Source organism: Pseudoalteromonas sp. S3178, from assembly GCF_005886985.1.
Classification (GTDB): domain Bacteria; phylum Pseudomonadota; class Gammaproteobacteria; order Enterobacterales; family Alteromonadaceae; genus Pseudoalteromonas; species Pseudoalteromonas carrageenovora.
On sequence record NZ_PNCW01000081.1, the window covers coordinates 1 to 13,629 of the forward strand.

The window sequence follows — 13,629 nt, forward strand, 5'->3', positions numbered from 1 at the left end:
CAACCCTTTTTTGAAGAAAACGTGAAATAAATGACTGTTCGCTGAGTATTTGAGCTAAACATGCTAAAAACACAACATAACTAGCACTTTATTAACATTTTAAGTGTGTTAATTGGTTTATATAGAGGGTTTACTGAAATAACTTTATATACAAACTAGCACCCCACACGATCGTAAGGATCATTAATGAGAGGGTTACCGCTGCAGAGCCCATATCTTTTGCACGCCCTGATAACACATGGCGCTCTGTACTAACGCGATCTGTTAATGCTTCGATTGCTGAATTAAGTAGTTCTACAATTAATATGATCAGTAATGTACTTACTAATAATACCCAATGTAATACTGATGAAGCTAGCCAGAAAGAAATGGGTAGCAAAATAATGCTAAGTAGCAACTCTTGTCTGAAAGCCGCTTCTTCTATAAAGGCCGCTTTGAAGCCTAGGTATGAACAATACGTTGCTTTGAATATACGCTTTATACCAAGGCCATTAGGTTTAATTACATCTTTCATTATTAGCTCTATAGACTGTTGTCAAAATAAAGCCCCGCAATTGCGAGGCTTTTTTAGTTAGGCAATACCGTATTGATCTCGGTATGCTTTAACTGATGCTAAATGCTCGTCCATTGTACCTTGGCTCTCAAGGTAGCTAATAAGATCAGCTAATTTTACAATAGAGATCACCTTGGTATTAAAGTCGCGCTCAACCTCTTGAATAGCTGAAAGCTCTGCTTTACCTTTTTCTTGGCGATCAAGTGCTATTAATACACCACTTAAGTCTGCACCATTATCTGCGATGATTTCCATTGATTCACGAATAGCAGTACCCGCGGTGATCACATCATCCACCAGCATAATTTTGCCCGTTAATTCAGAGCCTACTAATGTACCGCCTTCACCATGTGCTTTTTTCTCTTTGCGGTTAAAGCAATAAGGTACGTCTTTATCGTGATGGTCAGCTAAGGCAACTGCAGTTGTAGTCGCAATAGGGATACCCTTATAGGCAGGGCCAAATAAAACATCGTATTCTATTGCTGCATCTTCAAGGGCCGATGCGTAAAAGCGACCTAAACGCGCTAAATCACGACCCGTATTAAAAAGTCCTGCATTAAAAAAGTATGGGCTAGTGCGGCCTGATTTAAGGGTAAACTCACCAAATTTTAAAACCTGCTTTTCTAAAGCAAATTCAATAAATTCTTTTTGATAATCTTTCATTGGGGTACTCGCTTATGCTAACGCTTGTTTTTGAACGTCAATAATCTCACGGATTGAATGTTTAGCTAACGTAAGTAGCTCATCTAATTCGTCGAACGAGAATGGTTCACCCTCTGCAGTACCTTGTATTTCAATAATTTTACCTGTTTCGGTTAAAATTACGTTCATGTCAGTCTCAGCAGCAGAGTCTTCAATATACTCTAAATCACTAATTGCTTGGCCGTTGTAGATACCAACCGAAATAGCAGCAATCATGTGTTTGAGGGGGTTTGAATTGATCATCCCTTTTGAGCGCATGTGGGTAAGTGCGTCAACTAAAGCGACACATGCACCACTAATAGAAGCTGTACGCGTTCCGCCGTCGGCTTGAATTACGTCACAGTCGATAGTAATCGTATTTTCGCCAAGCGCTTTTAAGTCTACAGCGGCTCTTAGTGCACGTGCAATTAAGCGTTGAATTTCCATTGTACGACCGCCCTGTTTACCACGTGCCGCTTCGCGAGCATTACGAGTATGCGTTGCGCGAGGTAACATGCCATATTCAGCATTAACCCAACCCTTGCCTTGACCTTTCATGAAACGAGGAACACCCGCTTCAACAGTTGCAGTACAAAGTACTTTGGTGTTACCAAACTCTACTAGTACTGAGCCTTCAGCATGTAAAGTGTAATTACGTGTAAATGTAACAGGTCTAATTTGGTTAGGTGTTCTTTCGCTTGGACGCATGGACGATCCCCTTTATTCTGAATTTGCGACATTATAAGTGCATGTGAAGGTAGATGCCATGCTGATTGTAAAATATTCAGCCTAATAAATTTTCCCTAGAGGTTAAGTGGTGTTACGGTATAATCACTGCAATATTGAATTTACAAATTTTAGGAACCTATCCATGATCCACAGTATGACTGCTTATGCACGTCGCGAAGTAAAAGGCGACTGGGGCACGGGCACCTGGGAAGTACGCTCAGTGAACCAGCGCTACCTTGAAACATTTATTCGCGCACCAGAGCAATTTCGTGGCATGGAGCCTGTGATTCGCGAACGATTACGTAAGCATCTACAACGCGGTAAAGTTGAAGTGTTTTTAAAATTTGTGGCAAACCCAGCCCATGTTGGCGAGCTTTCTATAAATGAATCACTCGCTGAGCAATTAATAAATAGTGCTAAATGGGTGCAGCAACAAAGTAATGGCGACATTAACCCCGTTGATATATTGCGTTGGCCTGGCGTTATGGAAGCACAAGAAATAGATTTAGATACTGTGAACAAAGCGCTTATTACCGGATTTGACCAAGTAATAGAGGATTTTAAATCTGCTCGTGGTGATGAAGGTGCTAATTTAGAAGAAATGATTACAACTCGCCTTGATGCAATACTTGAGCAAGTTGATGTAGTAGAAACTCATATGCCAGAAATTGCAAAATGGCAGCGTGAAAAGCTAAATCAAAAACTAGAAGACTTAAAAACAGACATTGACGAATCTCGCCTTGAACAAGAGCTTATTTATCTTGCTCAAAAACAAGATGTTGCCGAAGAACTAGACCGCTTAAAATCGCACGTTAAAGAAACACGAAAAATTCTTAAAAAAGGCGGAGCATGTGGCCGCCGTTTAGATTTTATGATGCAAGAGTTTAACCGCGAAGCAAACACTCTAGCCTCTAAGTCTATTAATAGCGATATAACTAATGCAGCTGTAGAACTAAAAGTGCTCATTGAGCAGATGCGAGAGCAGATACAAAATATTGAATAATACTATTTCAATTTTGTGACTCACTTGAGCACAATTAGCTAAATAAAGTACAATAGTGTCATTAAAGGCTTGGGTTATTTTTGTAACTCAAGCCTGTTTATTTTTAAGTAGAGAAAAACATGGCTCAAACTCGCGGAAACTTATTTATCTTATCTGCGCCTTCTGGTGCGGGTAAATCTAGCTTAATTAATGCATTACTAAAAAAGCATGACGATATGGAAGTATCAGTATCGCATACTACACGCTCACCTCGCCCTGGTGAAGAAAACGCGGTCCACTATCACTTTGTAAGCGCCGATGAATTTAAAGCGTTAATTGCCAAAGATGATTTTTTTGAATGGGCTCAAGTGTTTGATAACTACTACGGCACATCAAAGCAAGCAATTGAATCACAGCTAGATGCAGGTATTGATGTATTTTTAGATATTGATTGGCAAGGCGCGCAACAGGTTCGTAAGATTATGCCAAGCGTACAGACCATTTTTATTTTACCGCCTTCAAAAGAAGAACTTGAGCAGCGTTTAAATAACCGCGGACAAGACTCAGCTGAGGTAATTGCTGGGCGTATGGCACAAGCACAATCAGAAACCTCGCATTATAATGAATACGACTTTGTAGTTGTAAATGATGATTTTGATACTGCTCTTAGCGATATAGAAACTATTGTGATGGCTCAGCGTTTAACGTTAAAAGCGCAGCAAAACCGCCATCAAAACTTACTAAGCAGCTTACTCAAATAACTAAGCGGCGTTTAAATCAGTATTAGATATATAAAACTGATAAAAATTAACCACTGGCTATTGGCGAAACTTGCTCCTTGGAGTAAACTACGCCTTTGCTTTTAAAATATTTTGGAGTGCTGAGATGGCTCGCGTAACAGTTGAAGATGCAGTAGATGCAGTTGGTAATCGTTTTGACTTAATTTTAGTTGCGGCTCGTCGTGCCCGCCAAATTGCTGTTGGTGGTAAAGATCCACTAGTAGATCCTGAAAACGATAAACCAACGGTAGTTGCTTTACGTGAAATTGAATTAGGTTTAGTTGATAGTTCATCAATGGACGTAATTGACCGTGAAGAACAACAACACCAAGAAGCAGCTGAATTAGCTGCTGTTGCTGCCATTGTTGGTGGCAACCAGTAATCGACCTCCCGGTCTGATTTAGCCAACGGCGCAGTATTTCTACTATAGCCGTTGGCAATCCTCTCTTTTCATCGTATATTCTTAACTTACCGTTACCTAATTTGCTTCACGAGAACATTGGAGTGTGAATGTATCTTTTTGAAGGTCTTAAAAAGAAAATATCAGAATACTTGCCCGCTGCTGATGTAGAGCTGGTTCAAAAATCTTACGTGGTAGCCCGAGAGGCCCATGAAGGACAAACTCGCTCGAGCGGCGAACCTTACATTACTCACCCCGTAGAAGTAAGCCAAATTCTTGCAGGAATGCACCTAGATCATGAAACGCTCATGGCAGCGCTGATGCATGATGTAATTGAAGACACCGATTTTAGCCAACAAGATTTAGCTGAAATTTTTGGTGAAACAGTGGCAGAACTCGTTGAAGGTGTAAGTAAGCTCGATAAGCTTAGCTTTAAAGATAAAAAAGAATTCCAAGCTGAAAACTACCGTAAAATGATTATGGCTATGACCCAAGATATTAGGGTTATATTAATCAAACTTGCTGATAGAACACATAATATGCGTACATTGGGCGCCCTTCGCCCAGATAAACGTCGACGTATAGCACGCGAAACGCTCGAGATTTACGCACCAATAGCAAACCGTTTAGGTATTCACGATATTAAAAATGAGCTTGAAGATTTAGGTTTTCAGGCTTTATACCCTATGAGACACCGTGCGCTTAAATCAGAAGTTGCTAAAGCGCGTGGTAATCGTAAAGAAGTTATTTCTAATATTCAAAGCGAAATAGAAGCACGTCTTGAAGAGTCGGGAATTAAAGCCACCGTATCAGGACGTGAAAAGCACCTATATAGTATTTATAAAAAAATGCTTAATAAAGAGCTACTATTTAACGAAGTTATGGATATTTACGCGTTCAGAATTGCCGTTGATTCTATGGATACGTGTTATCGCGTATTAGGTGTTGCACATAACCTTTATAAACCAATTGAAACGCGCTTTAAAGACTATATTGCAGTGCCAAAAACAAATGGCTATCAGTCTTTACATACTTCTTTAGTTGGCCCACACGGTATACCTGTTGAAATTCAAATTCGTACCCACGATATGGATCATATGGCCGATAAAGGGGTTGCTGCACATTGGATGTATAAAAAAGCAGGTGATGGTGCTGGAAATACAGCTCAGCAACGTGCTCGCCAATGGATGCAAAGTTTATTAGAGCTACAGCAAAGCGCTGGTTCATCATTTGAATTTGTTGAAAACGTAAAAACTGAGTTATTCCCAGAAGAAATATACGTGTTTACGCCTGATGGTCGCATAGTAGAGCTACCAATGGGCGCAACTGCTGTTGATTTTGCTTATGCTGTACATACTGATGTAGGTAACACTTGTGTAGGTGCACGTGTTAACCGTAAGCCACACCCATTAAGTAAGCCGCTTGATACTGGGCAAACCATAGAGATAATAACAAGCTCAGGCGCCCACCCTAATGCGACTTGGTTAAACTTTATTGTTACTGGTAAAGCACGTTTGGGCGTTCGTAATTACCTAAGAAGCCAACACCACGAAGAAGCGATGCTTTTAGGCCGTCGCTTACTTGATTCTGCGTTAGGCGAAAACAAACTCGATAGTATTGCCGATGAAAACATTGCCAGAGTACTTGAAGAGCATGAACTATCTACAGTCCTTGAGTTACTTGTTGAAATTGGCTCTGGTAATTTAATGAGCGTATTAATAGCTAAACGTTTATTGCAAAACGACAATGACGATTTAACTGATATAACTAACCAGGCCAAGGCGACCATTATTGGTACAGAAGGCATGCTAGTTAATTACTCTAAATGTTGTCGACCTGTACCTGGTGATGCTATTACAGCGCATATTAGCCAAGGTAAAGGTCTCACTGTTCACCGTCAAGAATGTAAAAACATTCGAGGCTGGGAGAGTGAACGCTCTAAGTACCTAGTTGTAAAATGGGACGACAACCCAGAAAAAGAATACATTGCAGCTCTAAGAGTTGAAATTATTAATCATCAAGGGGCATTAGCTAAATTAACCAATGTTGTAGCTACAACCCAAGCCAATATTGTAGAAATTGCCACTGATGAAAAAGAAAGTAATTTATACGTGATAGATCTAGGAGTCACCGTTAAAAACCGTGTCCATGTTGCTAACATTATGCGCCGCATTCGCGTTATGCCTGATGTGCAAAAAGTCTATCGTAAAAAGTAAAATAGGAAAAACATGAATAAAGCATTTATCTCTACCGACAAAGCACCTGCAGCAATTGGTACATATAGCCAAGCAGTTAAAGTTGGCACTGCTGTTTACTTATCAGGTCAGATCCCATTAGTGCCTGAGACTATGGAAATGATCTCAGAAGATTTTAGTGAACAAACACATCAAGTATTCAAAAATATTACTGCGGTATGTGAAGAAGCTGGCGGAAAAATTCAAGACTTGGTAAAAATTAATATCTACCTTACTGATTTATCGAACTTTGCTACAGTTAATGAAGTAATGAGTCAGTACTTTAAACAGCCTTACCCTGCACGTGCAGCATTAGGTGTTAGAGCGTTACCAAAAGGTGCGCAAGTTGAAATAGACGGCATTATGGAATTGCCCTCTACTAACTAAGCTTTACAGGCTATGGCTATGCTCCATAGCCTTTTTTCCCTCTTAACATTTCGTCCACTCTCATTTCTTGACTCAAATACTATTTTCTAGCACTCTGTAATTGTTTTTTATAAAAAATTTAACTTAAGTAGTAGAAAAGGATCAACTAGTGTTTAAGCTTGCCCAAAATGGAAATGTTTTACTTGATGTAGGGGAGCACGTGCCTCCTAGCGCTGCATTTATTATTGAGGCGCTTGAAAAGTCGACTTTTTGCGACTGCAAAATCGAGCATGACTCAATTAATGACTTTTTTAAAAATGAAAGTGCTGATAAAACACTGGTAGTTGCAAGTAAACATAACGCCGTATTAAATGTCACTATTAGCGACGATAAAATGCTAGCTATTGGCGAACTGACACTTGCTCAGGGCGGCAAGTTATTAAGCCTCGAAGAAGCTAAAAAACAACTTATAAAAGCAGGTATTGTTCGTGGTTATAAGCAGGCTTTTTTGGAGCAGTTATTACAAAAGCAATTTGAGAATGAAGCAGGATCATTAGTTAAAGGCATTTTAGCTAAAGGCAGGCTCCCAAGTGACGGTTTAGCAACTAAGCTCATAACCACAGTAGAAACCCTAAAAGATCGCTTAAAAGCACCAAAGCTAAAAGAAGATGGCAGTGTTGATATGCGTGACTTTGGTAAGCTGGCGAGTGTGGAGCCCGGCTCTGTACTTATTCGTCAACAACCTGCTACCCCAGGCAAAGAAGGTTTCACTGTACTAGGCGATATACTTCCGGCTAAAGCGGGTGATAGTAAGCAATTAGTCGCCGGTGAAGGCACTGAAATATCAAAAGTTAATCCACTAGAACTGGTATCTACCATTGCTGGCGTACCTGTTGAAATTAATAATGGCATGCGCGTAGATGACATTTTTACTATATCAGATGTAACAGTGAAAAGTGGCCATATTGATTTTGAAGGCAGCGTTATTGTTACCCGTAATATAGAGCCTGGGATGAAAGTAAGCGCTAAAGGCGATATCACTATTTTTGGCACAGTAGAATCAGGTGAGCTTACCGCAGGCGGGAACATTACGGTTAAACAAGGTATTATTGGGCATCAAAAAGCTGATGATAAAACGCTTTCTTGTAAGTTAATTGCGCAGGGTGATATTCATGTATCCCACTCACAATATTGCTATTTAGAGGCTCATAATATTTTTATTGACCGTCAAACAAGCCATTGTGTAATGAAGGCAAAGCGGCTATTGCAGGTTGGCCAATCTGATGCGCCTAAAGGCAAAATATTTGGTGGTGAAATACTTGATGCAACAACACTAATAGCCGGTGAGATTGGTAATGAGTCAGGTGCTAAAATGACTATTAACTTGGCGGCATCAGGCGCAGAAATAACAGCTGATACAGACAATTGTTTTAAAGACTTAGCAAAAACAGATGAGCAACTAGATACACTTCAAGCCGCACTAGAAAAAACAGATTTAGTAAAAGATGCAGAAAAAAAGAAACTGTTAATTACTAAAATTGGTGCAACCCAGCAACATTACTGTCAGCAAGCAGAGCAATTAGAAAAACGCCTATCGGCATTAGATCATGACCTGCATGACTTATTGAGCGATGCCAACCTTGCCGTGAACTCAGTTTTACACTCAGGGGTAGAAATTCATATTTTTGATAAAGTACTTAAAACTACCCGCAACTACCCTCCATGTAATGTAAAACTTATAAATAATAAAATTGAAGTAGAATTTAAAACACATTAAGGGTTGAGTGCTCACAGAGCACTCACTGCATTATTACAACAAGCCAACTACCGCATCATGTGTATGCTGCGGCCACACACCAACTTGTACTTGCCCTATATGCTGCTTTTGTAGCAATAACATAGCTACACGCGATTGCCCTATTCCACCACCTATAGTTTGTGGAAAATCGCCTTGTAGAAGCGCTTTATGCCAATCAAATTCTAAACGATCTTCATCATTAGTTATGCTCAGTTGTACCTTTAAGGCATCAGGGCTAACGCGTATGCCCATTGATGAAATTTCAAATGCGTCCTCTAATACAGGATTCCATACTAAAATATCACCGTTCAAGCCTCTATACTCATCAGCTGTAGGTGTAGACCAATCATCGTAATCTGGAGCTCTTACATCATGAATTTTGCCATCTCCTAATGCGCCACCTATACCGATTAAAAATACTGCACCATACTCTTGTGTAATCGCTTTTTCTCGTTGCTTAGCATTAAAATCAGGGTACATTTTGCGTAAATCTTCACTATGTACAAATGTTATATCACGTGGTAAAAATGTGTTTATGCCAAAGCTGTCACTTACAAACTGCTCTGTTTTCTTTAAGCCTTTATAAATAGCTTTAACTGTTTCTTGTAATGTACTTAACGAACGTTCGCTCGTTTGGCAAATCACTTTTTCCCAATCCCACTGATCAACATATACAGAATGAATAGGGCTTAGTGAGTCTTCATCAGGGCGAAGTGCCTTCATTTGCGTATAAATACCTTCTCCAACTTTAAAACCATAAGTAGCGAGCGTTTTACGCTTCCATTTTGCAAGAGAATGAACAACTTCATAGCTGCTATCTGTAATCGCTTTCACTTTTACTGCAACTGCATTCTCGTGGCCACTAAGGTTATCTTGTGTGCCATCGCCTACTTTAGCCAGAATAGGGGCTTGTACTTCAATTAGCCCTAGTTGCTGCTCTAATTGCTGCGAGAAAAACTGCTTAACTTTGCTTATTTGCTGCTGTTGCTGCACATAGTGTGAACTCATAATAATTGGCCTCATTCCCAGTTATTGTTACTTGCTTAATTGATAAAAAACACCTCAACAGATGCTTTCAATGAGGTTAATGTAACGATTTGAACATTTAATTCAATATCCTTTAATAAAAATAGCCTTATCTTATTAAATCAATTAATTTACCCCCTATTAAAATGAGAATTCACTAATTTAAGTAAGATAATCTAATGAATAATTATTTAATCGATAATCTCGATAAACAGATACTTCACGCATTAATGGCAAATGCCCGTACAGCCTATGCGGAATTAGCAAAAAAATTCAACGTTAGTGCGGGCACTATTCACGTGCGAATAGAAAAAATGAAGCAAGCAGGCATAATCACCGGAACTCAATTAACGATAGATACTAAACAGCTTGGTTACGATGTATGTTGTTTTATAGGTATTAACTTAAGTAACGCACGCGATTACCCACAAACACTTATTAAATTAGAAGCTCTAGAGGAAGTAGTAGAAGCTTATTACACGACAGGCAACTACAGTATATTTATAAAAGTAATGACGAAATCAATTGATCATCTGCAAGATGTGTTGATTAATAAAATACAAGCAATAGAGGCAATTCAATCAACAGAAACCCTAATTTCTCTGCAAAACCCAATTAGCCGTACGGTAATGCCTTAAGCGCAAAAATCTCGTATAATTGCCGAAAAAAGAGGATAACCATGCAGCAAACTCGCTATCAAAGAATTGAGGGTGTACTTTCACGCCGTCAAACAGACTTAACCGTATGTTTAGAAGACGTACATAAACACCACAATTTATCTGCTATTGTGCGAAGCGCCGACGCTGTTGGCTGCCACCATGTTCATGCTGTGTGGCCAGAAAACCAAAAGTGGTTAACTAACAATACCTCTGGTGGCAGCAAAAACTGGTTAGATACGCACCTTCACAAAAATATTGATGATGCTGTTGCTTTAATGCGTGAGCATAACCCTGATGTACAAATACTAGCAACTCACCTTAGTGAAGATGCCGTCAATTACACAGAAATCGACTACACAAAACCAACAGCAATTATTGTAGGTCAAGAAAAAACAGGAATTTCTGAGCATGCGTTAAAGCATGCAGATCAAAATATTATTATTCCAATGCAAGGTATGGTGCAGTCACTTAATGTATCTGTTGCTGCAGCACTTATTTTATTTGAAGCACAAAACCAACGCCAAAAAGCCGGTATGTATAACCGTAATATGTTAAGTGATGAAATTAAGCACCCTATGTATTTTGAAGGCTACCATCCTGTTATTGCCAAACAATGCAGAATAAAAAAGTTGCCCTACCCGCCACTTGATGAAAATGGTGAAATAATCGCGAGTGAACAATTTTGGCAAGCGTTAAAACATACTTGATGGACTAAGGCTCTGTAAGTACACTTAACTCACACACATATAATAAGATTACATCAAACTTGTCTAAACCTAGCTTAAACCAATACCCAATCACAGAACTCAAAGGGGTCGGCCCAAAAATGGCTGAGCGTTTGTTAAAGCTAGGCATTATTACAGTACAAGACATGCTATTTCACCTTCCTCTTAGATACGAAGATAGAACTCGCCTTTACCCCATTAATGAACTTGCACTACATAGTCATGTAAGTGTCGAAGCAACCATTGAAACTAGCCAAATTACATTTGGAAAAAGGCGTATGTTAGTTGTTCAAATAAACGATGGTACAGGTAGGCTGACACTACGTTTTTTTAATTTTACCGCAGCGCAAAAAAACGCATTTGGTGCTGGTAAAATAATACGTTGTTTTGGTGAAGTACGCCGCGGTCGCGTTGGCTTTGAAATGAGCCATCCTGAATATAGCATCAGCGATACCTCCAGCGAACAACCAGTAGCCATAACCTTAACGCCCGTTTATTCAACAACTGAAGGTTTAAAACAGCTATCGATTAGGGCTTTAAGCGAACAGGCTATTGATTTACTAAGCAAGTACTCAGTAGAAGAGCTACTACCTGCAAAATGGCAACCATTAAGTATGGCGTTAAGCGACGCTTTATTGTTATTGCATCGCCCACCTAATGATGTAGATGTAACTGCGTTAGAGCAAGGCATTCACCCTGCTCAGCAACGTCTTGTATTTGAAGAATTACTTGCGCAAAACCTCAGCTTATTAAAAATACGAGAGCAAGGACAACAAGTTAAAGCGGTTGCGTTAAGCTCTAACAATGAACTAGAAAGTAAATTTTTATCAAACCTTCCATTTGCACCAACAAACGCCCAAAACCGCGTAGTCACAGAAATTAAAGGTGACTTACAGCACGCCTACCCAATGATGCGCTTAGTACAAGGTGACGTAGGCTCTGGTAAAACACTGGTAGCAGCACTTAGTGCATTAACAGCCATCGCCCAAGGGTTTCAAGTTGCTTTAATGGCACCAACAGAAATTCTTTCAGAACAACATGGCATAAATTTCACTAACTGGTTTAACACATTAGGTATTTCAGTTGCTTGGCTTGGTGGTAAAACAAAAGGTAAAGAGCGCATAGCAACACTTGAAAAAATAGCCAGTGGCGAAGCCCAAATGATAGTAGGCACTCACGCACTTTTTCAAGATGAAGTTAAGTTTAATAACTTAGTGCTTATTGTTATTGATGAACAACACCGCTTTGGTGTGCATCAGCGTCTATCTCTTCGCGAAAAGGGTAAGTTTGGTGATTGCTACCCTCATCAATTAGTCATGACAGCAACACCTATTCCACGAACGCTTGCCATGACCGCTTATGCTGATTTAGAAACCTCTGTTATTGATGAGCTACCACCTGGGCGTACGCCCATAACCACAGTAGCACTTCCTGATACACGCAGAGACGATATAATTGCGCGTGTAAAACTGGCCTGTAACGAACAAGGCAGGCAAGTTTACTGGGTTTGTACACTGATTGACGAATCTGAAGCTCTACAATGTCAAGCAGCAGAAGATAGCGCTCTGCAATTAAAAGAGGCACTACCTGAATTAAATGTAGGTTTAGTGCATGGGCGCATGAAATCAGCGGAAAAGCAGGCCATTATGAGTGATTTTAAAGCGGGTAATATTCACGTTTTAGTCGCTACCACAGTTATTGAAGTTGGCGTAGATGTGCCAAACGCTAGTTTAATTATAATAGAAAACCCTGAGCGCTTAGGCTTAGCACAATTACACCAACTGCGTGGTCGAGTAGGCCGTGGTGCCACAGCATCGCACTGCGTCCTTTTATATCACGCACCTCTATCTCATACTGCGCAAAAGCGTTTAGGTGTATTAAGAGATAGTAACGACGGATTTGTCATCGCAGAGCGCGACTTAGAGATACGCGGCCCAGGTGAAGTACTTGGCACTAAACAAACAGGCTTAGCGGAATTTAAAATAGCAGATTTAACACGAGATAAACAAACACTAAACCAAGTTAGACCTATCGCTCAACAAATGCTTAAACAACACCCTAATTTAGTAGAGCCACTCATTCAACGTTGGTTAGGCAATAAATCCAACTACGCACAAGCATAACCCGCTATACACATTCAGGCATTACTCTACACAATATATAATTTACTAAATGTAGAAACTCACCTTCTGGCTGGAGGTACTTGGGAGCTAATTAATAAAAGTTAATTACTCTCTTTCCTTCAAGCATAAAAAAGATCGACGCTTTCAAGTTGGGTTTGTCTTACTTGACGCCGCTGTAGGATGTCATACTGCTCACAGTGGTAGAGAGCCACAGTGAAATGCAGCACTATCATCAGCCAATGCATTTGATACCCAAAACACTGCTCACAAAGAGGCGCTTCGCTTAAGAAACGCTACACTTTAGAGAAGGAAATGCTGAATATTACTTTTCTGCAGACGTAAAAAAGCCCGACTATTGCTAGTCGGGCTTTCTACAATTTGAAGTCGGTGCGCTACGCAGTAGAATGTCGTGGTGCCACAGCGGTAGAGAGTCACAGTGAAATGGGATACTATCGTTAGCCGGGGCTCGCCTTCGAGCTGTTTTGTTTGACTGCTGAGTTCGGCATGGGCTCTTGGCTATTTACTAAACCCCAGACAGCAAAAAACCCGTCACATTGCTGTAACGGGTTTCTTT

13 protein-coding genes are annotated in these 13,629 nt (G+C 40.0%); 9 read left to right on the forward strand and 4 right to left on the reverse strand.

What is annotated here, in order from left to right; genetic code table 11:
* Window positions 1-130 precede the first annotated feature (130 nt).
* From CWC11_RS18525 to rph, 3 genes are read right to left on the reverse strand one after another with little or no spacing between them, the layout of a single operon-like run.
* Window positions 131-514, reverse strand: coding sequence for a diacylglycerol kinase (locus CWC11_RS18525; protein ID WP_138683877.1), 384 nt, complete (start codon window positions 512-514; stop codon window positions 131-133).
* Window positions 515-571: 57 nt separating this feature from the next.
* A complete protein-coding gene (gene pyrE, locus CWC11_RS18530; RefSeq protein ID WP_089348836.1) occupies window positions 572-1,216 on the reverse strand; it encodes an orotate phosphoribosyltransferase in 645 nt (214 codons plus the stop codon).
* Between the two features lie 12 nt (window positions 1,217-1,228).
* A complete protein-coding gene (gene rph, locus CWC11_RS18535; protein WP_138683878.1) occupies window positions 1,229-1,942 on the reverse strand; it encodes a ribonuclease PH in 714 nt (237 codons plus the stop codon).
* 163 nt (window positions 1,943-2,105) lie between these two features.
* Here rph and CWC11_RS18540 point away from each other — a divergent pair, with 163 nt between their 5' ends.
* The 6 genes from CWC11_RS18540 (at window position 2,106) to CWC11_RS18565 (ending at window position 8,501) form a co-directional block, all read left to right on the forward strand.
* Window positions 2,106-2,966, forward strand: coding sequence for a YicC/YloC family endoribonuclease (locus CWC11_RS18540; protein WP_138683879.1), 861 nt, complete (start codon window positions 2,106-2,108; stop codon window positions 2,964-2,966).
* Window positions 2,967-3,085: 119 nt separating this feature from the next.
* Window positions 3,086-3,706, forward strand: a complete 621-nt coding sequence (gene gmk, locus CWC11_RS18545) for a guanylate kinase (protein WP_138683880.1) — start codon at window positions 3,086-3,088, stop codon at window positions 3,704-3,706.
* A gap of 124 nt (window positions 3,707-3,830) precedes the next feature.
* Window positions 3,831-4,106, forward strand: coding sequence for a DNA-directed RNA polymerase subunit omega (rpoZ, locus tag CWC11_RS18550; RefSeq protein WP_058548747.1), 276 nt, complete (start codon window positions 3,831-3,833; stop codon window positions 4,104-4,106).
* Between the two features lie 128 nt (window positions 4,107-4,234).
* A complete protein-coding gene (gene spoT / locus CWC11_RS18555; protein WP_058548748.1) occupies window positions 4,235-6,340 on the forward strand; it encodes a bifunctional GTP diphosphokinase/guanosine-3',5'-bis pyrophosphate 3'-pyrophosphohydrolase in 2,106 nt (701 codons plus the stop codon).
* A 12-nt stretch (window positions 6,341-6,352) separates the two neighbouring features.
* Entirely contained in the window at window positions 6,353-6,745 is a 393-nt protein-coding gene (ridA, locus tag CWC11_RS18560; RefSeq protein ID WP_024600049.1) for a deaminase RidA, read from the forward strand.
* Window positions 6,746-6,893: 148 nt separating this feature from the next.
* Complete coding sequence (locus CWC11_RS18565; protein ID WP_138683881.1) at window positions 6,894-8,501, forward strand: flagellar assembly protein A; 1,608 nt, start codon at window positions 6,894-6,896, stop codon at window positions 8,499-8,501.
* 33 nt (window positions 8,502-8,534) lie between these two features.
* Here CWC11_RS18565 and asnA read toward each other — a convergent pair whose 3' ends face one another.
* Window positions 8,535-9,530, reverse strand: a complete 996-nt coding sequence (gene asnA, locus CWC11_RS18570) for an aspartate--ammonia ligase (RefSeq protein ID WP_138683882.1) — start codon at window positions 9,528-9,530, stop codon at window positions 8,535-8,537.
* A 197-nt stretch (window positions 9,531-9,727) separates the two neighbouring features.
* Here asnA and asnC point away from each other — a divergent pair, with 197 nt between their 5' ends.
* Genes asnC through recG form a run of 3 tightly spaced genes read left to right on the forward strand, consistent with a single transcriptional unit; the run spans window position 9,728 to window position 13,055 of the window.
* Window positions 9,728-10,186, forward strand: a complete 459-nt coding sequence (asnC, locus tag CWC11_RS18575; protein WP_138683883.1) for a transcriptional regulator AsnC — start codon at window positions 9,728-9,730, stop codon at window positions 10,184-10,186.
* 41 nt (window positions 10,187-10,227) lie between these two features.
* A complete protein-coding gene (gene trmH / locus CWC11_RS18580) occupies window positions 10,228-10,914 on the forward strand; it encodes a tRNA (guanosine(18)-2'-O)-methyltransferase TrmH (RefSeq protein WP_138683884.1) in 687 nt (228 codons plus the stop codon).
* A gap of 59 nt (window positions 10,915-10,973) precedes the next feature.
* Complete coding sequence (recG, locus tag CWC11_RS18585; RefSeq protein WP_138683885.1) at window positions 10,974-13,055, forward strand: ATP-dependent DNA helicase RecG; 2,082 nt, start codon at window positions 10,974-10,976, stop codon at window positions 13,053-13,055.
* Window positions 13,056-13,629: the final 574 nt, after the last annotated feature.